This window comes from Flavobacterium humidisoli, assembly GCF_023272795.1.
GTDB classification, from domain to species: domain Bacteria; phylum Bacteroidota; class Bacteroidia; order Flavobacteriales; family Flavobacteriaceae; genus Flavobacterium; species Flavobacterium humidisoli.
This window is the reverse complement of sequence record NZ_CP096829.1, coordinates 315,142-335,953: the sequence shown is the minus strand read 5'-3', so window position 1 is coordinate 335,953 and position 20,812 is coordinate 315,142. Positions and strand designations below refer to the sequence as shown.

Annotated in this window: 21 protein-coding genes; all 21 read left to right on the top strand. The window is 29.6% G+C overall.

What is annotated here, in order from left to right; all coding sequences use genetic code 11:
* The first annotated feature begins 3 nt into the window (after positions 1-3).
* The 21 genes from M0M44_RS01635 (at position 4) to neuB (ending at position 20,808) form a co-directional block, all read left to right on the top strand.
* Entirely contained in the window at positions 4-969 is a 966-nt protein-coding gene (locus tag M0M44_RS01635) for an MraY family glycosyltransferase (RefSeq protein WP_248728233.1), read from the top strand.
* On the top strand, positions 966-1,391 hold the full coding sequence (locus M0M44_RS01630; protein WP_248728232.1) for a WxcM-like domain-containing protein: 426 nt from the start codon (positions 966-968) through the stop codon (positions 1,389-1,391). Before M0M44_RS01635 ends, M0M44_RS01630 begins: the two co-directional genes overlap by 4 nt.
* Positions 1,384-2,511 (top strand): DegT/DnrJ/EryC1/StrS family aminotransferase, encoded by a 1,128-nt coding sequence (locus M0M44_RS01625; protein WP_248728231.1) that lies wholly within the window; start codon positions 1,384-1,386, stop codon positions 2,509-2,511. Before M0M44_RS01630 ends, M0M44_RS01625 begins: the two co-directional genes overlap by 8 nt.
* A 14-nt stretch (positions 2,512-2,525) precedes the next feature.
* Positions 2,526-3,074: a dTDP-4-dehydrorhamnose 3,5-epimerase gene (gene rfbC / locus M0M44_RS01620; RefSeq protein WP_248728230.1), complete on the top strand. Its 549-nt coding sequence runs from the start codon at positions 2,526-2,528 to the stop codon at positions 3,072-3,074.
* Positions 3,074-3,919: a dTDP-4-dehydrorhamnose reductase gene (gene rfbD / locus M0M44_RS01615; protein ID WP_248728229.1), complete on the top strand. Its 846-nt coding sequence runs from the start codon at positions 3,074-3,076 to the stop codon at positions 3,917-3,919. Before rfbC ends, rfbD begins: the two co-directional genes overlap by 1 nt.
* A 77-nt stretch (positions 3,920-3,996) precedes the next feature.
* Positions 3,997-4,881 carry a glucose-1-phosphate thymidylyltransferase RfbA gene (gene rfbA, locus M0M44_RS01610; RefSeq protein ID WP_248728228.1) on the top strand — a complete coding sequence of 295 codons (885 nt, stop codon included), beginning with the start codon at positions 3,997-3,999 and terminating at the stop codon, positions 4,879-4,881.
* A 108-nt stretch (positions 4,882-4,989) separates the two neighbouring features.
* Positions 4,990-6,933 (top strand): polysaccharide biosynthesis protein, encoded by a 1,944-nt coding sequence (locus M0M44_RS01605; protein WP_420842772.1) that lies wholly within the window; start codon positions 4,990-4,992, stop codon positions 6,931-6,933.
* 130 nt (positions 6,934-7,063) lie between these two features.
* Positions 7,064-7,927 (top strand): ABC transporter permease, encoded by an 864-nt coding sequence (locus tag M0M44_RS01600; protein WP_248728226.1) that lies wholly within the window; start codon positions 7,064-7,066, stop codon positions 7,925-7,927.
* The gene (locus M0M44_RS01595) at positions 7,927-9,189 is read left to right on the top strand and encodes an ABC transporter ATP-binding protein (protein WP_248728225.1); all 1,263 of its coding nucleotides are present in this window, start codon (positions 7,927-7,929) and stop codon (positions 9,187-9,189) included. The genes M0M44_RS01600 and M0M44_RS01595 overlap by 1 nt, the downstream gene beginning before the upstream one ends.
* Before the next feature lie 3 nt (positions 9,190-9,192).
* Positions 9,193-10,077, top strand: a complete 885-nt coding sequence (locus M0M44_RS01590) for an FkbM family methyltransferase (RefSeq protein WP_248728224.1) — start codon at positions 9,193-9,195, stop codon at positions 10,075-10,077.
* Positions 10,061-11,065, top strand: coding sequence for a glycosyltransferase family 2 protein (locus M0M44_RS01585; RefSeq protein WP_248728223.1), 1,005 nt, complete (start codon positions 10,061-10,063; stop codon positions 11,063-11,065). The genes M0M44_RS01590 and M0M44_RS01585 overlap by 17 nt, the downstream gene beginning before the upstream one ends.
* A gap of 73 nt (positions 11,066-11,138) precedes the next feature.
* Entirely contained in the window at positions 11,139-12,275 is a 1,137-nt protein-coding gene (locus M0M44_RS01580; protein WP_248728222.1) for a glycosyltransferase family 4 protein, read from the top strand.
* Positions 12,276-12,327: 52 nt separating this feature from the next.
* Positions 12,328-13,197 (top strand): hypothetical protein, encoded by an 870-nt coding sequence (locus tag M0M44_RS01575; protein WP_248728221.1) that lies wholly within the window; start codon positions 12,328-12,330, stop codon positions 13,195-13,197.
* 4 nt (positions 13,198-13,201) lie between these two features.
* A complete protein-coding gene (locus M0M44_RS01570; protein WP_248728220.1) occupies positions 13,202-14,047 on the top strand; it encodes a glycosyltransferase family 2 protein in 846 nt (281 codons plus the stop codon).
* A 145-nt stretch (positions 14,048-14,192) separates the two neighbouring features.
* Positions 14,193-15,329, top strand: a complete 1,137-nt coding sequence (locus tag M0M44_RS01565) for a glycosyltransferase (protein ID WP_248728219.1) — start codon at positions 14,193-14,195, stop codon at positions 15,327-15,329.
* Positions 15,326-16,348 carry a glycosyltransferase gene (locus M0M44_RS01560; RefSeq protein WP_248728218.1) on the top strand — a complete coding sequence of 341 codons (1,023 nt, stop codon included), beginning with the start codon at positions 15,326-15,328 and terminating at the stop codon, positions 16,346-16,348. Before M0M44_RS01565 ends, M0M44_RS01560 begins: the two co-directional genes overlap by 4 nt.
* Before the next feature lie 230 nt (positions 16,349-16,578).
* Entirely contained in the window at positions 16,579-16,707 is a 129-nt protein-coding gene (locus M0M44_RS23765) for a hypothetical protein (protein WP_256469742.1), read from the top strand.
* A 202-nt stretch (positions 16,708-16,909) separates the two neighbouring features.
* Positions 16,910-17,986 carry a glycosyltransferase family 2 protein gene (locus M0M44_RS01555; protein ID WP_248728217.1) on the top strand — a complete coding sequence of 359 codons (1,077 nt, stop codon included), beginning with the start codon at positions 16,910-16,912 and terminating at the stop codon, positions 17,984-17,986.
* A 23-nt stretch (positions 17,987-18,009) separates the two neighbouring features.
* Complete coding sequence (locus M0M44_RS01550) at positions 18,010-19,104, top strand: glycosyltransferase family 4 protein (protein ID WP_248728216.1); 1,095 nt, start codon at positions 18,010-18,012, stop codon at positions 19,102-19,104.
* Positions 19,104-19,763, top strand: a complete 660-nt coding sequence (locus M0M44_RS01545; RefSeq protein WP_248728215.1) for an acylneuraminate cytidylyltransferase family protein — start codon at positions 19,104-19,106, stop codon at positions 19,761-19,763. The genes M0M44_RS01550 and M0M44_RS01545 overlap by 1 nt, the downstream gene beginning before the upstream one ends.
* 4 nt (positions 19,764-19,767) lie before the next feature.
* Positions 19,768-20,808, top strand: a complete 1,041-nt coding sequence (gene neuB / locus M0M44_RS01540) for an N-acetylneuraminate synthase (RefSeq protein WP_248728214.1) — start codon at positions 19,768-19,770, stop codon at positions 20,806-20,808.
* The last annotated feature ends 4 nt before the right edge of the window (positions 20,809-20,812 follow it).

The following is a 20,812-nucleotide window of genomic DNA, read 5'->3' as shown; positions in this document are numbered from 1 at the left end:
ATAATGGAATATACAGTTATTGGAATTGTACTAATGATAATAATGTTGCTTTATTTTAAAGTGGCAGATCGGTTTAATATCATTGACAAACCAAATCAAAGAAGTTCACATACTGAAATCACTTTAAGAGGCGGCGGAATCATTTTTTGGTTTTCTGCTCTAATTTATTTTTTGCAAAATATTCAGACGAATTATTTTTTCTTTACCGGGATTACTTTGGTCAGCTTAGTGAGTTTTTGGGATGATATTCGGAGTCTGTCTAACAAAATCAGGATTTCAATTCACTTTTTAGCTATTACCTTGATTTTTTATGATTTAGGAGTATTTACCCTGATGCCTTTTTATGGAGTTATTATTGCATATATCCTGGCAATAGGATTGATGAATGCTTATAACTTTATGGATGGAATTAATGGTATCACAGGATTATATACTTTGGTTGTGATGGGCGCACTCTTATACGTGAACAAAAACATTCAATTTTTCTTTGATGCTGTTTTTATAAAGTATGCCATGATTGCCAGTTTAGTTTTCTTGTTTTTTAATTATAGAAAAAAGGCAAAATGTTTTGCCGGGGATATTGGCAGTATCGCTATTGCTTTTTGGGTCATTTATTTGATTTTGAAATTGATATTAGTAACCAGTTCTCTCGTATGGCTTTTGTTCTTAGCGATCTATGGTGTTGATGCCATTTGCACAATTATGCATCGATTATACTTAAAACAAAATATTTTCGAAGCACATCGTCTTCATTTGTATCAGGTTTTAAGTAATGAATATAAAATACAACACCGTTTGGTGTCTTTATACTACGCCATCGCTCAAATTGCAGTTTCAGCTTTAATTATCTTTTTATATCAAAAGGTTAGTGATATAGTACTATTTGTGATTGTGATATCACCATTACTTTTATTATATACACTTAAGTTTTATTTGTTAAGTAAAAGCGATTTAAAATTAAAGGCATGATTCCAAAAATAATACAAGGAGGTAATTTTTCCGATCATCGCGGAACTATTTTGTATGTAAATGATTTTAAGTTTACGGATATCGAGAGATTCTACATCATTAGTAATTCTGAAGAAAACCCTATTCGTGCCTGGCAAGGACATAAATTAGATAACAAAAACTTTTATTGTTTAACTGGTTCTTTCAATATTCATTTTATAAAAATTGATAACTGGGAGAATCCATCAAAAGATTTAATAATAGAAACTGTTTTTGTTTGTGGATCGGAAAGTAAAATTGTTCATATTCCTGCAGGTTATGCGAATGCTATAGAGTCTTTAGAAAAAGATTCAAAACTAATTTCTTTTTCAACATTACCGCTTGCAAATGTTGGTGATGATGATATTCGTTATCCTTCAGATTACTGGAAAATTAATGGATAATAAACGAATCTATTTATCCTTATCTGAACTAAGTGGTTTTGAACAAGAGTATATTCAAAAAGCTTTACAAACAAATTGGATCACTTCGGGAGGGCCAAATGTTGATGAGTTTGAAAGTGTTTTAGAAAATTATTTAGATGAGAAATTATTTGTTTCGGCACTCAATTCAGGTACATCAGCTATTCATTTAGCATTGGTTTTGTTAGGAGTGAAGGAAGGAGATGAGATTATTTGTCAAAGTATGACTTTTTCAGCTTCGGCCAATCCAATTCTGTATCAGGGAGCCATCCCAATTTTTGTAGACAGCGAATTGGACACGTGGAATATTTGTCCTGAAAATTTAGAAATTGCAATTAAAGATCGAATAAAAAAAGGAAAAAAACCAAAAGCAATTATAGCGGTTCATTTATATGGTATGCCTTATCAAGTAGATGAAATACATTCAATTGCTGACAAATATGAGATACCAGTAATCGAAGATAGCGCTGAAGCACTTGGAAGCAGTTATAAAGGAAAAAAATGTGGTAGTTTTGGCACCTTAGGGATCTTATCTTTCAATGGAAATAAAATTATAACGACTTCTAGTGGAGGAGCATTAATTTCAAATTCTAAAGAAACAAAAGATAGAGCAATTTTTTATGCTACTCAATCAAAAGATGCAGCGGTACATTATCAGCATAGCGAAATTGGTTATAATTATAGAATGAGTAATATTTGCGCAGGAATTGGACTTGGACAAATAAAAATCTTAGAGGAGAATATAAGTTTAAGACAAGCTAATCATTTATTTTATAAAGAAATCTTTAAACAAGTTGAAAACGCAAAACTTTTTGACAATCTAAACAATAATATCTTTTCTAATTATTGGCTTAATGCAGTACTCCTAAAAACAGAAGAAGAAAAAGAAAGTTTAAGAATTGCATTTGAAAAAGCGAATATAGAGAGTCGCCCATTATGGAAGCCAATGCATCTGCAACCAATTTTCAAAAAATATCCATATTATGGGAGTAGGATTTCCGAAGAGTTATTTGAAAAAGGATTATGTTTGCCATCAGGATCAAATTTAAGTAATATAGATAAAAATAGAATAAAGGAGGTTATTATTAATTTCTTTAAATGAATATAAAATTAAAAATGAAAATTGAAGAAACATTTATAAAAGACTTGGTAATTGTAGAACCAACAGTATTTGGAGACGAAAGAGGCTACTTTTTTGAATCTTATAGTAAAACAAAATTTGATGATTTAGGAATTAATATAGAATTTGTTCAAGATAATCAATCATTCTCAAAGAAAGGAACTTTAAGGGGGTTACATTACCAAAATCCTCCTTTCGCGCAGACAAAATTAGTTCGTGTTTTAGAAGGGGAAATTATTGATGTTGCGGTAGATTTAAGAAAAGATTCTCCTACTTATGGAAAAGCATTTAGTGTTTTATTATCAGCAGAGAATAAAAAACAATTATTAGTGCCTCAAGGATTTGCACACGGATTTTCTGTTATTAGCGAAACAGCTTCAGTAATGTATAAATGTGATCAATTTTACAACAAAGCCTCTGAGGGCGGAATTAAATACGATGATCCGTCTTTGAATATTGATTGGGGAATGAATCTGGAAGAAGCAATAGTTTCAGAAAAAGATCAAATTCTTCCTTTTATTGAAAATTGTAATAGTTTATTTTAATGAAAAAAATTCTAGTAACTGGTGCAACGGGACAATTAGGATCTGAACTTTCAGTTTTAGCATCTTCTTATCCTCAATATAAATGGGTATTTGCAGATAGAACTCAAATTACATTAGATAATTTAGAAATGCTTCAATCTCAATTAGAAGCAATTCGTCCTAATATTATATTTAATTGTGGAGCTTATACTGCTGTTGATAAAGCTGAATCAGAAAAAGATTTAGCTTTTAGAGTGAACCACTTAGCAATAGAATTAATAGCAAGATTTACCGGAGGGAATAATGCTAGATTGATTCATATTTCGACAGATTACGTATTTGATGGTTGTTCATCAATTGCTTTAGATGAAGAGGCTGAAACTAATCCTATAAATGTTTATGGAGAAAGTAAGTTGGCTGGTGAGATTGCTTGTTTGAAAGAAAATCCAGAATCGGTTATAATTAGAACTTCATGGGTTTATAGCAAATTTGGAAATAATTTTGTAAAAACGATGCAGCGACTAATGGAGGAAAGGGATGAAATTAATGTTGTAAATGACCAGGTTGGTTCGCCCACTTATGCTGCAGATTTAGCACAAACAATGATTGATATCATTGAATCTTCAAAATGGATTCCTGGAGTTTATAATTATTCGAATGAAGGAGAAATTAGTTGGTACGAATTCGCGTTAAGCATAAAAGAATTTGGAGGTTATAATTGCAAAGTAGGAGGAATTCCATCAGCATCTTACCCAACTCCAGCAAAGAGACCAAGTTTTTCATTGTTGAATAAAGAAAAAATAAAAGCAATTTATAATTTAAATATTCCAAATTATAAGGAAAGTTTAAAAAAAATGTTTGTTTAAAAATCTTAGAGTAGAATTTTAGAGGTTTGAAAAATTAAACGTCTAAAATCTAAAATCTAAAATCTAAAATTAAGTTTATGAAAGGAATTATACTAGCTGGAGGTTCTGGTACAAGATTACACCCTTTAACATTAGCGGTAAGTAAACAACTAATGCCGGTTTATGATAAGCCGATGATTTATTATCCATTATCTACTTTGATGATGGCAGGAATAAATGAGATTTTAATAATATCGACTCCGCATGATTTACCACATTTTAAAAAACTTTTGGGAGATGGTAGTGCAATTGGCTGTAAATTTAGCTATGCAGAACAGCCTGATCCAAATGGTTTGGCTCAAGCCTTTGTAATTGGTGAGGAGTTTATCGGGAGAGATAAAGTGGCCTTAGTACTTGGAGACAATATTTTCTTTGGTACAAATATGCAACAACTTTTAAAAGATAATGCCGACCCAGAAGGAGGTGTTGTTTTTGCCTATCATGTTTCAGATCCTGAAAGATATGGAGTAGTGGAGTTTGACGAAAATAAAAATGCCATTTCTATAGAAGAAAAACCTTTGGAACCAAAATCGAATTATGCTGTTCCAGGGCTATATTTCTATGATAACTCTGTTGTGGAAATAGCAAAAAATATAAAGCCAAGTGCTCGTGGTGAATATGAAATTACAGATGTAAATAAAGTTTATCTGGAAAAAGGTCAGTTAAAAGTAGGGATTTTAAGTAGAGGAACAGCTTGGCTAGATACAGGAACTTTTAACAGTTTGATGCAAGCAGGACAATTTGTTCAAGTTCTTGAAGAAAGGCAGGGGTTAAAAGTAGGCTGTATTGAAGAAATTGCTTGGAGACAAGGTTTTATTGATGATGCCCAACTTGAACAATTAGCTCAACCTCTACTTAAATCAGGGTACGGAACCTACTTATTAGAATTTTTAAAGCAAAAGAAAAAAGGTGTTAAAATTTAATTTGCACCATCAAGTAATTATTTAAAACCTTTAATTTGTATTTTTGTATAAAGTTCAAATTTTACTGACTTAAAAAATGCTAAATTGAATACTGAAAAACCAAATAATATAGTCTCTTTGCTATATAGATCCTTTTCTCCCAGAAACCTTAGGGCAAATATTAATAATTTGAGTTATTTGCCTAGGTGGATTATTATTGCTATTGATGTAATGGTTTTGTTTTTTTCATTTTCCTTTACTTATTTGCTTTTTGATGGTACTGCAATCGGGTACATTATAACTTCTCATGATTTTTATTTTGTAGCGAGCTTAATAGGGGTCAATATATTTTTCTTTTGGCTCTTTAGAACATATTCAGGAATTATTAGACACTCCTCATATATTGACGCAATAAAACTTCTTTTCTCTCAAATGTCAGTTTTGGTTTTCTTTCTATTTATAAATCTAATATTTGAGCTATATACGGGGCATAAAGCATTTTTAAATACAGCACTTTTTATCAATTTAGTTTTATCGTTTTGCGGTTTATTTTTGTATCGCGTAATTGTGAAACAGACTTTTGAAATGTATTTTTCAGAGAAAACTACAACAAAGCTTGTGCGAACGGTAATTTATGGTACAGATGCAAATGCAATTTCTGTAGCTAATGCCTTAAAATTTGAAACACCTTCACGATTTAAAATTGTGGGTTTTGTAGATAAGAATAATCAGAATGCTTCTAAACGAATGCTCGATTTGCCAATCTTAATTTTAAGAAAAAAACTTCCTGCATTAATGCGATCTGTAGCGGCTGAAGGAGTTATTATAGCGGATAAAAGCTTAACCAAAGAGGAACAGCTTATTATTGTTGATCAATGTTTAGAGTTTAATTACAGGGTATATACTGTTCCATTGATTTCCGATTGGGAAAATCAGAAGGAAATTTCTCAAAAAGTAAAAAATATACAGATTGAGGATTTATTAGAAAGAAAACCTATAGTTCTAGATAGTAAATCAATTTCTAAGCAATTAAAAGATAAAACTATTTTGATTACTGGGGCAGCTGGATCGATTGGAAGTGAAATTGTAAGGCAGGTTTTAAACTTTAACCCTAAAAATGTTATTGTTTTAGATCATGCTGAAACTCCATTACATAATTTGTGTCTAGAGACTCAGACTATGAATTTGAATGCAAAGATTGTAGCAGTAATTGCTGATGTAAGAAGTAAGAAAGCATTAGAGAAAGTATTCAAAAATTATAATCCTCATGTAGTTTTTCATGCAGCAGCTTATAAACATGTACCTTTGATGGAAGAGAATCCTTCTCAGGCTATTCAAACTAATATTAAAGGAACTAAAAACCTTGCTGACCTAGCTTGCAAATATCATGTAAAGAAATTTGTAATGGTTTCTACGGATAAGGCTGTAAACCCAAGTAATGTGATGGGAGCTAGTAAACGAATTGCAGAAAAATATGTGCAGTCTTTATTTTTAAAAAATCAAAACGAAAACGTAGAAGGAGGCACGAAGTTTATTACGACTCGTTTTGGAAATGTTTTAGGTTCAAACGGTTCAGTGGTACCATTATTTACCAAACAAATTGCAGAGGGAGGACCAGTAACCATTACGCATCAGGATATTATTCGTTATTTTATGACAATTCCTGAGGCATGTCAACTTGTATTAGAAGCTGGGGCAATGGGTAATGGTGGTGAAATCTATATTTTTGATATGGGTAAACCAGTTAGAATTATTGATTTAGCACGAAAAATGATTAAGTTGGCTGGTTTCATTCCAGATAAAGAAATTAAAATTAAAATTGTTGGTTTAAGACCTGGAGAAAAACTTTATGAAGAATTGTTAAATGATACTTCTAAGACTCTTCCAACACATCATAATAAGATTATGATTGCGCAAGAAATTCAAGATGAGTATGAAAATCTTCATAATGAAGTTGATGAATTGATCGGAATTGCCGATTTTTATGAAAATGATGATATTGTATCTAAGATGAAAAAGATAGTGCCAGAATTCAAAAGCATGAATTCAACTTTTGAAGTTTTAGATAAATAAGATCAAACGAAAATAAATTCAAATATAGTCAAGAGGTGTTTTTTTAAACGCCTTTTGACATTTTTAAACAATTTTTAAAATGTTAAAAATCTTGTTAATTTTTTAAATTAAGATTTTTATGCCCCTTTAAATGGACTCTAAAAATACAAATGACTGGTTGTTTGAAATAACACCCAAGAATAAATTTTTCTCGCTTAATTTTAAAGAAATTTGGCAATATCGAGATTTACTAATGCTCTTTGTAAAGAGAGATATTATAACAGTTTATAAGCAAACTGTTTTAGGCCCCTTATGGTATTTAATACAGCCTTTGTTTACTTCTATTACCTTTACGATTATTTTTAATAACGTAGCTGGCATTAAAACAGGTTCCATACCACCATTTTTATTTAATCTTGCCGGAATAATGGTTTGGAATTATTTTACTGCTTGTTTGAATGGGACTTCAGATACTTTCAAATCCAATGCAGGAATATTTGGAAAAGTATATTTCCCTAGAATTATTACTCCCCTATCTATAGTAATTTCAAACTTGATTAAGTTCGGAATCCAGTTTTGTATATTTATTTTCTTTTACATTTTCTTTTATTTTCAAGGAGCAGATTTAAGTTTAAATGGATCCATACTATTTTTCCCAATTTTAATTTCATTTATGGGAATTTTGGGGTTAGGTTTGGGGATGATGATTTCTTCAATGGTTACTAAATATAGGGATTTAAATAATTTAGTTGGTTTTGGAGTACAATTGCTAATGTATATATCTGCTGTAATGTATCCTATGGAGTTGATAAAAGATAAACTTCCAAAATTTGGATGGATTGTAGAATACAATCCATTAGCTTATGTGATTGAAACTTCTCGTTATATGCTTTTAAATGTTGGTAGTATATCGATTTTAGGGTTAGTATATACAATGGTTGTTACATTAACTATTTTTTTTATTGGATTATTGGTTTTTAATAGAACAGAGAAAAGCTTTATAGACACTGTATAATGAAAGAGATTATATTAAAAGCCGAAAATATTTCTAAGCAATACCGCTTAGGACAGGTAGGAACAGGAACTTTAAGTCATGATTTAAACCGTTGGTGGCATAAAATTCGTGGAAAAGAAAATCCATATTTAAAAATTGGTGATACCAACGATCGTTCCACAAAAGGAACTTCAGATTACGTTTGGGCTTTACAAGACATTAACTTTGAAGTTGAACGTGGAGAAGTTTTAGGGATCATTGGAAAGAATGGGGCAGGAAAATCTACACTTTTGAAAATTCTTTCGAAGGTTACAGCACCAACAACAGGTAGTATAAAATCTAGAGGACGTATAGCTTCCTTATTAGAAGTTGGAACTGGTTTTAATGGAGAAATGACAGGAAGAGAGAATATATTTCTTAATGGTGCCATTTTAGGAATGACAAAAAAGGAAATTACTTCTAAGCTTGATGAAATTATTGAGTTTTCTGGTTGCGAACGTTATATTGATACTCCAGTGAAAAGATATAGCTCTGGAATGACAGTTCGTTTAGCATTTGCTGTTGCGGCTTTTTTAGAACCTGAAATTTTAGTAGTTGATGAGGTTTTAGCTGTTGGAGATGCCGAATTTCAAAAGAAAGCGATTGGAAAAATGAAGGATATTTCAAGAGGAGAAGGTAGAACTGTCCTTTTTGTAAGCCATAATATGTCAGCGGTCAAAAATTTATGTACTCGAGGAATAGTTTTAGAAAATGGAAAAATTGTTTTTAAAGGCAACACAGATGAGAGTATTTTAGCATATCTTAAGGGCAATGCATTAGATTTGAAACTTTCGGAAATTAAAAACAGAAAAGGAAATAAAAAAGTGTTTTTCGATAGTGTCAAGGTTTTTGGTGCATCAGAAAATTTGAAACCCGTTACAGGTCAGCCAATGTCTATTATTTTTGATATAGTAAATATCAATAACCTAAATTCAGAAGATATTAGATTCGATTTAAGGATTGAAGATGATTTTGGACAAAGAATGGTTTGGGTGAGTTCTATTCTAAAAGATGTAGAAAATATTGACAACCCCAATAAAATTATCTTAAGTTTCGAGAGAAATCCTTTTGAATATGGCATCTATTCGGCAACAATTTATTTAGCAGTTAACGGTGAAGACTCAGACTGGATAGATAATGCTTTTACCTTCAGTATTGAAGAGGGAAATTATTTTTTAACTAAAGGGAAAAAACCAAAAGGACAAAGTAAAATTAATATTGATTTCGATATTGCTTTTAAATAAATTATGAAAAAAATATTATACAAGATAATCAATGATTTAGGTTATAGAATCGAAAATAAAAAGAAGATTGTTAATGCGGAAATTAAAGGCTTAAAGAAATTTGACGTTAAGGATAATTTCGATATAATTTTTAAAGCAAGAAAACATATAGAAGAGCTTGAAGAAAAATTTAAAAATATTTCGATTGTAAATTATAATAAAGGATTTCTAGTTGGCTTTTTAAATTTAAAAATTTATGTCGAAAGTGCGGAAGAGTTTTTTATTTTAAAAGAGGTCTTTGTAGAAAACGACTATAATTTTATTTGTAATGATAAAAGCGTAATAATTGATATCGGAACTAATATTGGAATTGCATCATTGTTTTTTTCAAATTTACCTCATGTAGAAAAAATTTATTGTTTTGAACCTATAGAAGAGACATACAATCAGGCGATTGATAATTTTGGTTTAAATAAATTAATTTCAAAAGTTGAAAGTATTCAAAATATAGGTTTAGGAGATAAAACAAGACAAGAATTTTTCCTTTTCAATAAAAACAGTAAAGGGAATACCGGTATAAGAGGTGAATTGAGCCCTAGTTATTCAAATACTAATACAGCTATTAAAGTACCAGTCCAAATTAATAGTGCTAGCGAAGAATTAGTAAGAATAATGGATGAAAATCCAAGCAGAAAAATTGTTATCAAGATGGATTGTGAGGGAGCAGAATATGAAATTTTTGAAAATTTAAAGAACTCACAATTACTTCACAAGATAGATGTTTTCATGCTAGAATGGCATGATAAAGGAGCAGAAAAAATTGAAGAAATACTTAAAAATAATAATTTTGAGTACTTTTCAAAAAGTTTATCGCCAATTTCGGGATTAATATATGCTTATAAAAAATGATCCCTTAGTTTCAATCATCGTTCCAGTTTTTAATAGGGCACATTTAATTCACGAAACGTTATCAAGTGTTTTACTTCAAACTTACTCTAATTGGGAATGTTTAATCGTCGATGATGGAAGCACAGATGATGTAAAAGGAGAGGTTGATAAATATGCTTCAAAAGATAGCCGATTTAAATTTTTCTCTCGACCAAATGATAAAAGGAAGGGAGCGAATAGCTGTAGGAATTTTGGTGTTAATATAAGTAAAGGGGAGTTTTTTTTATTTCTTGATTCAGATGATCTCTTAAAAGATGATTGTTTAGAAAAAAGATTAGAAATTTTTGAAAAATTTCCAGACCTTAATTTTGCCGTCTTTTCAATGGGTTTTTTTAAAAACTATGAGTTTGGAAATTACGATTATCCAGATTTGTCGCAAGTGAAGAGAGATGAATTGCTATGTCTATTTTTGACAGGACCCTTACCTTGGAATATGACCAGACCTTTTTGGGAAAGATCTTTCTTTCTAAAACAAGAAGGATTCAATGAAGAATTAGATCTTTTTGATGATGATGAATTCAATATAAAGATAGTATATAACAAAGATATTAGATTTAAAATTATCAGTAAAACAGATTGTTATTATCGTATTTATGAAGAAAATACATCAAAATACACAAATCGAGATTTTGTAAAAAAAATTTTCCGTAGTCATTTGTTGTTTTTGAAAAGCTTAAATAAACTACTCAGTTTAGAGGAAAAAACGCAATTTAGGAAAGAGGTAATGTTAAATACGTTAAGTTTGATGGGATATCTTAATCAAGAAAATATTCATAGAAGCGTATTTGCTCATAATATAGTATTCTTTATAATAAATTTTAAATCATCTTTTAGATTTAAAATTTTTCTATTATTAAAGTTTTTAATTGCATACTATCCAGTAAAAATGAAAGGTGGTTATATTATTAATCAAATTTTAAATAGCAAAATAGAACAAGCTATGAAATAAAAAAGATTTAGGAGTCTAATAAAGACGACTAGATTTGAGCGTAAAAATAAATTCTACTGAAAGTCATTTTTAAATGAAAATACTAATAACAACGCCATTTTTTCAATTTTCGGGTGGCAGTGAGTTAGAAACAATTCATACGGCTAATACTTTTGCATCACTTCTTGAAGTCGAAGAAGTGCATGTTTTTGTGGCGGGAGAGTTTGATTTAAATTTTACGAAAAACATATATATTGATAGAAAAGTAAAGTTTTTTACTAGACCTTTCTTTTTCAATAATGTCTTTTTTTATAAAATAAATAAGAGTATAAAGAGAAAGTTAAGGTTGGAATCATTACCATTCGATTTTCTTTATTGGAAATTTAAAAAATTGTCAAGATTTGATAAAATATATATCATAACCAAAACTTCTCTGGTAAATGATTATATTCCATTAATTCAACTATATAAATCAAAAAAAGATATAGTGATAAAATACACTACTGTATTTTTTAATCCACTGGAAAATTCTACTATAAGATATTTGTCTCAAATAAGATACAATATTGTTACCTCTCAAAAACAAAAAGAATTCTTTATTAAAAATTTAGACCTTAAAAATACGGTTGCACAAGAAATTTTGCTTTTTAATGAAGACGTTGCAATTAATAAAGTAAGGAACCAAAGAAAAACGGATCTTTACGATTTTGGAATTTTAGGTAGATATTCGGAAGAGAAACAATTCGAGCATGCAATAAACTTAATAGCAAATCTTAGAGATAAAGGAGTGAAAGCAAGATTAATTATTAAAGGAGGTTGTGATCAAAATTATTATAAAAGTCTCAAAAATTTAGCTAAAGAAAAAAATCTAGAAGAATTAATTACAATTAGTTTTGAAGAAGTTCAATATGATGAAGTATATAATTTTTTTGATCTCTTTAATTGTTTTTTAATTACTTCTAAATATGAAGGCGGACCAAATGTAGCATTAGAAATTATGGCTTATGGGTTGCCAATTTTATCTTATGACGTTGGAGCAATGAAAGATCGATTAAACAAATTTCCAGAATTGATTGCAATAGACGAAGAAGATTTGAGTAAGAAAGCCATAGAAATATTAAACTATGGAGAATCTCTTTTTTTACAAAAATGCATTGATATAAAGAAAGCCTATATTGATGAATTTTCAAATGATAAAAAAGTAGCTTTCTTAAGAGATTTTTTAAACTAGAAAAAGTTTTTTGAAAAAAGTGTTGATTTTAAAATAGTTAATTTAATAAAAGATGAAAATAAAGGTAGGATATCTTCTGTCATATGATTACAATATGTTTTTTACATCAGTTAAACAAGTGTATGATTATGTAGATGTAATTTTTTTAGCAATTGATAAAAATTATCTAACCTGGAGTGGAAATTCATTTGAAATTGAAGAAAGCTTTTTTGAAAAAGTTAAGAAGTTTGATGTTAAAAACAAGATTGAGTTTTATTATGATGATTTTTATGTTCCAGGATTATCTCCAATGGAATGTGATGTTCGAGAAAGAAATATGCTTTTAAATAGGATGGGTGATGGATGGTTAATTCAACTTGACGTTGATGAATATATGTATGATTTTAAAAAAATTAGAATATTCTTAAAACAGCATTGGTATCTAATGATTTTTCCAAAATTTACTCCTGTCATTTTTAAAGGAATCTGGATTACACTATTCAAAAAGCTTCCAGAAGGATACCTTTATATAGAAAACAATGAGCGATTTCCATTTATTACTAACTGCAAAAAATATGATGGACCCAGAACAAATTACAGTATTAGCAATCATCTTATGAATGCAAAAGCTATTCATCAATCTTGGGCAAGATCTGAGGAAGAAATATTTTTTAAGATTACAAATTGGGGACATAGAGATGATTTTGATACACAAAAACATTTCGAATTTTGGCGTGATTTAGACATAAGTAATTATGATAATTTTAAAAATATACATCCGTTAAAACCTGAATTATGGGACAAATTGCATTATATTCCATCTACTTCAATTGACGATTTTATAGAACAATATGCCAAGAAAAATAAGCAAGTATTAATTAGCGTTGGTTTTTTTAAGATGTTAAAAGCTTTCTTTAGAAAAATACAAAAAAGAATAAAGTAATTATATGCAATTGTCAGTAGTAATATTATCGTACACAACTACAGAGGGATTATTTAAGATGACTTCTAATTGTATCTCTTCTTTAATTGAATCCGAAAAAGATATCGACTTAGAGATTATTTTAGTTGAGTCAAATAAAAACTATAACGAGTCTGGATTTATATATCCAGAATTTGTAAAAGTTATTGTTCCGGATTCAAATTTTAATTTTCATAAGTTTTTGAACATAGGAATAAAAGAAGCTAAAGGACAATTTGTAGCATTATGTAACAACGATCTAATTTTTTATGAAAATTGGTTTAGTGCAATACATAAGGTAAGTAAAAACAATAAGAAGATAAAATCATTTTCTCCTAGTGGGAATATTAATGATCTAGATTTTGCGAATGAATTTGAGCTGGGATATAAGGTTAGAACACACATTCAAGGGTGGTGTTTAGTAATTTATAAAGATGTTTTGAAGAGAATAGGCTATTTAGACGAAACATTTAATTTTGGTTACGCAGATAATGATTATGCTATGACTTTGAAAAAGCATAATATTAAACATGCCTTGGTTAATTCTTCTAAAGTTGAACATTTAGAAAGAGAAAAAGTTAAAAAAAATCGAGAAGATCTAAGTGAAGGATATAAAAAACTTCAAGAAAGTGTAGATTTGGATATAAGTAAATTACCAAGCTATGTACTTACAGAAGGCAATAAATATCTTTTGGAAGACAAAAAAGTTCTCGATGATTATGTGAAGTATCATACAAAATGGGGAAATCCAAAATTATTATACAGAAAAAATAAAATTGCTGATTTACTCATAATTTGGAATTTGGGCTTTCTAAATAGAATAGTTTTATAGTTTTTTTAAATATATATTTGGCTAGTGTCATCATAAAAATTATTCTCAAAAATAAAATTGCTATTACATTTAGGCTAGAAGCTATTTTTTTAAATTATAATTTGCGATCGTACAATGACATAAAATAAAAAATCTATTTATTAAAATGAAAGTCCTCTTAGTTTCAATGCCTTCTCTTCACGTCATTCGTTGGATAGAAAACCTTAAAGACGCAAATTTTGAGTTATATTGGTTTGATGTTTTAGGAAGAGGAAAACTTGAGACTTTAAGTTCGATTACACAATTCACAGAATGGAAAAGAAGGAAGGCAAAGCATATAAAAGGGGAAAGTTTTCTACGAAAAAAATACCCTGATTTATATGAAAAAATTCTTCCATATCTTGAAGTGACGGCAAATGAGGCTTTAGAAAAAATAATTTTAGAAATAAAGCCAGATGTGGTTCATAGTTTTGAAATGCAGAATTGTTCTTATCCTATTTTGAAAACAATGCGAAAGTTTCCAAAAGTGAAATGGCTGTATTCTTGCTGGGGTAGTGACCTTTTTTACTATAAGAACTTTAAGAGACATAATTATAAAATTAAAAATGTTTTGAAAAGAGTTGATTTTCTACACGCAGATTGTATTCGAGATTTTAATTTAGCTACTCAATTAAATTTTTCTGGAAAATTTTCAGATGTGATTCCTGGTGGTGCTGGTTATAAAATAAACGAGTTGGAATTTTTCAGGCTGCCAGTTTTAGAAAGAAAAATTATTTTAGTCAAAGGATATGAACATGATTTAGGGAGAGGCCTAAATATTGTAAAGGCGCTTCATTCAATAGAAAAAGAAATAAAAAAATATCAAATAGTAGTTTTTGGTTCACATTCTAAAGTGGAAGATTATATAAAAATCAATCAGTTAAACTTTAATTTTTTTGATAGACATGAGCTTTCACATAGCGAATTAACCAAGCTAATGGGGAAATCTTTAATTTACATTGGAAATAGTATTTCAGATGGAATGCCAAATACTCTATTAGAGGCAATTGTTATGGGAGCTTTTCCAATACAGTCAAACCCTGGTGGAGTTACAGAAGAAATAATTACCAACAATGAAAACGGTTTTTTAATTCAAAACCCAGAATCTATTGAAGAGATTAAAGAGAATATTCTGAAAGCAATTTCAGACTTAAATTTACTCAAAAAGGCATCATTAAAAAACCAACAAATAGCTAGAGAAAGACTGGACTATTTTGAGAATAAAATGAAGGTTATTGAAATGTATAAAACTATAATAAAATGAGATTAGGGTTTAATCCGAACAAAGACCAGGAAACGACTAATTTGACATATTCTCATCAAATTATTATTCCAGTCTATATTCCAAACCAGAATGATTATTTTAAAAATAGTCTGGCTATTCTTAAGCTATGTTTAGAGTCATTACTTCTTACGGTTCATAAAAAAACTTTTATAACTGTTGTAAATAATGGAAGTTGCGCTGAGGTGAAGAATTATTTGCAGGAATTGTATGTGGAAAAAAAAATTCATGAAATTTTAGAAACAACAAATATTGGGAAATTAAATGCTATTTTAAAGGGTGTAGTTGGACATAATTTTCCATTAATTACAATTACAGATTCAGATGTATTATTTCTAAATGGATGGCAAAAAGCCACATATTCTATTTTTGAAAATTTCCCAAAAGCTGGAGTAGTTTGTCCTACACCCTCATCTCGCTCGTTAAGAACTTATACTTCAAATATTTATTGGGATAATTTTTTTTCAAAAAAACTCGCTTTTTCAAAAGTTAAAAATCCTTTGGCTTTAAAAAACTTTGCTATTAGTGTTGGAAATCCTGATTTTTACAATAGAGCTCATTTAGAAAATTATTTTACAATTTCGAGTAGCAACGAAAAAGCTGTTATTGGAGCAGGGCATTTTGTAGGAACATACAGAGGTGAAATTTTTAATAGTTTGGAAGTAAAATATTCTAATTATAAATTGGGAGGAAATAGCGAAAGTGAAATCCTAGATATTCCGGTGGTAAAAAAAGGCTTTTGGCGTTTATCTTCAGAAGACAATTATGCTTACCATATGGGTAATGTAGTTGAACAATGGATGTATAATGAGGTTTCAAAATTAGAAAAAGATAATACGGAAATTGATTTTAAATTAAAATCAATAGAGGCTAGCTCAAAATGGCTTTTCATTCTTAAAAGTAAAGTATTTGGTAAATTTATTTTAAATAAAAAAATAATGAAATACTTCTTAAGATGGAAAGGACTTTCAAAAGAAGAAGCTAGCAATTATTTGATTTAAAAGTATATGCAAAATAAAAAAAATGCTTATCTCATAACGGTCTATCATGATTATGAAGATCTAAAACGATTGTTGACAGTTTTAGATGATAATAACGTTTATTTTTCATTCATATTGATAAAAAATCTTTAATGCCAACAAACTTGGAAAGATTTGAAAATATTAAATTCATCAAAAGGGGTAAGGTTTGGTAGGGAGATTGGTCGCATCAAAAAGCAATTCTTAATTTAATGATTGAAGCACTTAAAGGAAATCTCGATTATTACGTTTTAATTAGTGGAAGCTATTACCCAATAAAAAAGAATGATTTTCTATATGGATTATTAAATGAAGGCGGAGAGTGGAAATTCGAGCATTAAAAATTTGAAAGGAAATTTAACCTATGTTGACTGGAGGATTGCATCTGGTCTAGCCTTTATTTTAGATAAACATCGTGAGATTTTTGAAAATAGTATTGTGAATAATGAATATGAAGACAATTGTGCCTTTTTTGCAAGAAAGTTTAAAAGCTAAAGTTCAAAAATTTTGAAATATATTGACAATCATCCCAGAGTTTAATTTATGATAACGATAATTTATCCATATAGAAATAGGGAGTCTGAGAGGGTTAAGCGTTCTTTAGATTCACTTAAGGAGCAGACAAATTCTGAATTTGAAGTTCTTTTAGTAGATTATGGTTCAGATTCAGCATCGGCATCTATTATTAAGCAATTAGTTTCTAATTATAAATTTGCAAAATATATTTATAATTACTCAGAATTTCAGCCTTGGTCTAGGGCTAAAGCAATTAATATAGGGCTGAAAAATGTTACTACAGAGTATATTTTTACAGCTGATGTTGATATGATTTTTAGTCCAAATTTTATTTCTAAACTACATGAATTAAAAAATCCATCTAAAGGTTATTATTTTAAAGTTGGTTTTCTTAATGAAAAAGAATCCAAATCGGATAAGAAATTTGAAGATTTTAAAATTGATTTCAGTAGTGAGGTTGGGGCACAGGGATTATCATTATTTAATCTTGAAAGTTTAAAAGCAGTAACTGCATACGATGAATTTTTGCATTTTTGGGGTGCAGAAGACATCGATGTGCACAATCGATTAGAAAAAAATGGAACTGAAAGTGTTTTTTATTCGAAAGAAATTCAAATGCTCCATCAATGGCATACCAGTTATAGAAAGGCTGAAAAAAAAGTTCTTACAAAAGATTTGCAATTGACAGACATTGTGAGAATTAATTATCAAAAACTATTAGGAAATATTCAAAGTAAGAGAGCAGAGGTAAATAATGCAAATTGGGGGATTGGTATTTCAGAAAATGATTTTGAAGATTTAAAGAAAGATGACAATGAAAGAGTAATACTTAATAAAAAGGAAATTATCACTCATTTTCTGTTTAGTGAATTGCCTAATTTTAAAGAGGGAATTTTAAATCTTCGTTTTTTAAAAGATCCTTTCCAAAATTCATTGAAATATAAAATGAAGAAATTTTTAGGTAAGAATGTCCCTAAATATTATACTTTAAAAGAAATTAATGATTTACTGTTGCTGCATATTATTTCGTTTTATCATACTCTTCCTTATTTTGTGGAAGTCAGTGATGATTTAAATAGTATTACATTCAAAATAAAAAAGTAAGATTTAAAGTTAAAGCGCTCAAAATGTCGAAAGTAATTCTGATTTCTCAAATTCCATTGCCTTACTCACATATTGGGAGTTGGACAACTTTATATCATAATTATTTAATGAGTAATCATGCTATTGATTATATTATTTGCGAGAAGCCCGAAACTTTATATAATGGAGTAGATTATGGCTTAGTTTTGAACAACAATCGGTTAAAAATTCAAAAGAAATTTTTAAAAAATCCTTACTTAGGATATTTTAATGAGCTTGAAAAAATTATTGAAAAGAATGATAAGTTTATAATCCAAATCATTGATAATTTTGGAATCGTTAAACCATTACTTGATTTTTTAAAAATTAAAAATAAAAGGAATCAATGCTATTTGCAATTCTTTTACCATGGATTTCCTCCATTTTATGAGAATTTTTTAGGCAGGTGGTTTTTTGAGGGTATAAATGAAATGGTTTTGTTGACCCATGACTCCTATAAAGCGCATAAAAACTACTATACTGTTTTACCAATCAGATTTTCAGTTTTACATAACGGAATCGATACTTCTAAATTCCATGAAGTAAATATTGAAGAAAAAGAAAACCTAAGGAAACAGCTAGGCATTACAAACAAAAAAGTATTTATCTGGTGTTCTCAGGATCGTCCTAAAAAAGGATTGGACTTTATTTTAGATGTTTGGAAAAGAATCAATATACAAGAGAAAGATGCTGTTCTTTTAGTGATTGGTGCAAATCGAGATTTAAATATCGATGGCGTGTCTTTTTTAGGAAGAATACCCAATAATGATTTACCAAAGTATTATCAAATGGCAGATTGTTATTTATTTCCAACACTTTGGCATGAAGGTTTTGGAATGAGTTTAATTGAAGCCTTACATTGTGGTTGTTATTGCATTGCTTCTGCAAATGGAGGCGTTCCTGAAGTTTTACAATACGGAAAACTAGGAAAACTGATTGAAAACCCGAACTTTATTGAAGATTGGGTACAGGCTATAGAATTGTTTCTGGAAGAAAAAGAAACGCCTAATATTTCGATTCCTGAAAATTTATACTCTACAAAAAGCTGGAATGAAGGAATGAATACAATTATTGAAAACGCAAAAAAGAATTTTAGCTAATGAAAACTATTGCCATAATTCCTGCGCGAGGAGGTTCAAAACGATTACCAGAAAAAAACACAAAATTAATTGGTAATATTCCTCTATTGGCTCATTCAATTTTGTATGCAAAACAAAATAGTGCAATAATTGACGAAATTTATGTTTCAACAAACGATGATAAAATAAAGAAAATTGCATTAGAATATGGTGCAAAAGTGATTCATCGGCCAGAATCTTTATCAGGAGATTTGGAACCAACAGTAACAGCATTAAAGCATGTTTTAGAAGCAATTGAGGAAGATGTCGAGAATGTAATTTTATTACAAGCAACAAATCCGTTACGTCCAGAAAACTTACTTAAAGATGCATTTGATCTTTATTTAAAAGGGAATTATGACAGTCTATTTACAGTTTCTCGAAATCATCAGAAATTTGGAAAAATAATTGAAGGTAAGTTTGTTCCTTTTAATTATGAAATAGGCCAAAGGAGCCAAGATCTCGAACCTCTTTTTTTTGAAAACGGCTTGCTTTATATCACAAAATCACAAAAAATTTTAAATGATATAATTATATCCAAAAATGCTTTCCCATTTGAGATAAATCATATTTTTGCCAGCGTTGATATTGATACGCAAGAAGATTTTGACTACGCTCAATATTTATATAAAAACAAATAAAGAAATGAATCCATATATCGAAATAGCAGGCCGAAAAATTGGCCCAGATTATCCACCATTAGTGATTGCCGAAATTGGAATTAATCATGAAGGATCTCTACAAGTTGCCAAAGAAATGGTAGATGCAGCTCAAAGAGCTGGGGTAGAAGTTGTAAAACATCAAACACATATTGTTGAAGACGAGATGACTGGCGCAGCCAAAAAAGTCATTCCTGGAAATGCAGATGTTTCGATATATGAAATTATGGAACGCTGTTCGCTTAACGAAGCAGATGAATTAGAACTTAAAAATTATGTAGAAAGCAAAGGCATGATTTTTATTTCGACACCATTTTCTCGTGCAGCAGCTGAAAGACTAAAAAAGTTTGATATTCCAGCTTACAAAATAGGATCTGGCGAATGCAACAATTATCCGCTTTTAGAGCATATTGCTTTTTTTGGAAAACCGGTCATTTTAAGTACAGGAATGAATACAATTGAAAGCATTAAAAAAGCAGTAGCGGTATTTGATAAATATAATATTCCTGTTGCTTTATTGCATACTACAAATTTATACCCAACGCCAATTCATTTGGTTCGTTTTGGCGCTATGGTCGAATTGAATCAAGCTTTTCCAAATAAGGTTTTCGGATTAAGCGATCATACTTTGAATAACAATGCTTGTTTAGGAGCTGTTGCCTTAGGAGCTAGCATTTTAGAAAGACATTTTACAGATCACATGCAACGTACAGGTCCAGATATTGTATGCAGTATGGATGAAAGTGCTTGTCGTGAACTAATCATTTCAAGTGCAGAAATCGCTCAAATGCGAGGAGGTTCAAAAAAACCTGCTGATGAAGAGCAAGTAACTATTGATTTTGCTTTTGCTACAGTTTGTGCTATTGCTTCAATGAAAAAAGGAGAAGTTTTTACTAAAGAAAATATTTGGGTAAAAAGGCCGGGAACAGGAAAAATTTTAGCTGAAAGTTTTAATGATATAATCGGAAAAAAGGCAACAAGAGATATTAAGAATGATGAACAATTAACTTGGGAAGATATTCAATAATATC

Coding starts and splice junctions, on each gene's coding strand:
- M0M44_RS01635 (WP_248728233.1), top strand. CDS start 4: ATGGAATATACAGTTATTGGAATTGTACTAATGATAATAATGTTGCTT.
- M0M44_RS01630 (WP_248728232.1), top strand. CDS start 966: ATGATTCCAAAAATAATACAAGGAGGTAATTTTTCCGATCATCGCGGA.
- M0M44_RS01625 (WP_248728231.1), top strand. CDS start 1,384: ATGGATAATAAACGAATCTATTTATCCTTATCTGAACTAAGTGGTTTT.
- rfbC (WP_248728230.1), top strand. CDS start 2,526: ATGAAAATTGAAGAAACATTTATAAAAGACTTGGTAATTGTAGAACCA.
- rfbD (WP_248728229.1), top strand. CDS start 3,074: ATGAAAAAAATTCTAGTAACTGGTGCAACGGGACAATTAGGATCTGAA.
- rfbA (WP_248728228.1), top strand. CDS start 3,997: ATGAAAGGAATTATACTAGCTGGAGGTTCTGGTACAAGATTACACCCT.
- M0M44_RS01600 (WP_248728226.1), top strand. CDS start 7,064: ATGGACTCTAAAAATACAAATGACTGGTTGTTTGAAATAACACCCAAG.
- M0M44_RS01595 (WP_248728225.1), top strand. CDS start 7,927: ATGAAAGAGATTATATTAAAAGCCGAAAATATTTCTAAGCAATACCGC.
- M0M44_RS01590 (WP_248728224.1), top strand. CDS start 9,193: ATGAAAAAAATATTATACAAGATAATCAATGATTTAGGTTATAGAATC.
- M0M44_RS01585 (WP_248728223.1), top strand. CDS start 10,061: ATGCTTATAAAAAATGATCCCTTAGTTTCAATCATCGTTCCAGTTTTT.
- M0M44_RS01580 (WP_248728222.1), top strand. CDS start 11,139: ATGAAAATACTAATAACAACGCCATTTTTTCAATTTTCGGGTGGCAGT.
- M0M44_RS01575 (WP_248728221.1), top strand. CDS start 12,328: ATGAAAATAAAGGTAGGATATCTTCTGTCATATGATTACAATATGTTT.
- M0M44_RS01570 (WP_248728220.1), top strand. CDS start 13,202: ATGCAATTGTCAGTAGTAATATTATCGTACACAACTACAGAGGGATTA.
- M0M44_RS01565 (WP_248728219.1), top strand. CDS start 14,193: ATGAAAGTCCTCTTAGTTTCAATGCCTTCTCTTCACGTCATTCGTTGG.
- M0M44_RS01560 (WP_248728218.1), top strand. CDS start 15,326: ATGAGATTAGGGTTTAATCCGAACAAAGACCAGGAAACGACTAATTTG.
- M0M44_RS23765 (WP_256469742.1), top strand. CDS start 16,579: ATGATTGAAGCACTTAAAGGAAATCTCGATTATTACGTTTTAATTAGT.
- M0M44_RS01555 (WP_248728217.1), top strand. CDS start 16,910: ATGATAACGATAATTTATCCATATAGAAATAGGGAGTCTGAGAGGGTT.
- M0M44_RS01550 (WP_248728216.1), top strand. CDS start 18,010: ATGTCGAAAGTAATTCTGATTTCTCAAATTCCATTGCCTTACTCACAT.
- M0M44_RS01545 (WP_248728215.1), top strand. CDS start 19,104: ATGAAAACTATTGCCATAATTCCTGCGCGAGGAGGTTCAAAACGATTA.
- neuB (WP_248728214.1), top strand. CDS start 19,768: ATGAATCCATATATCGAAATAGCAGGCCGAAAAATTGGCCCAGATTAT.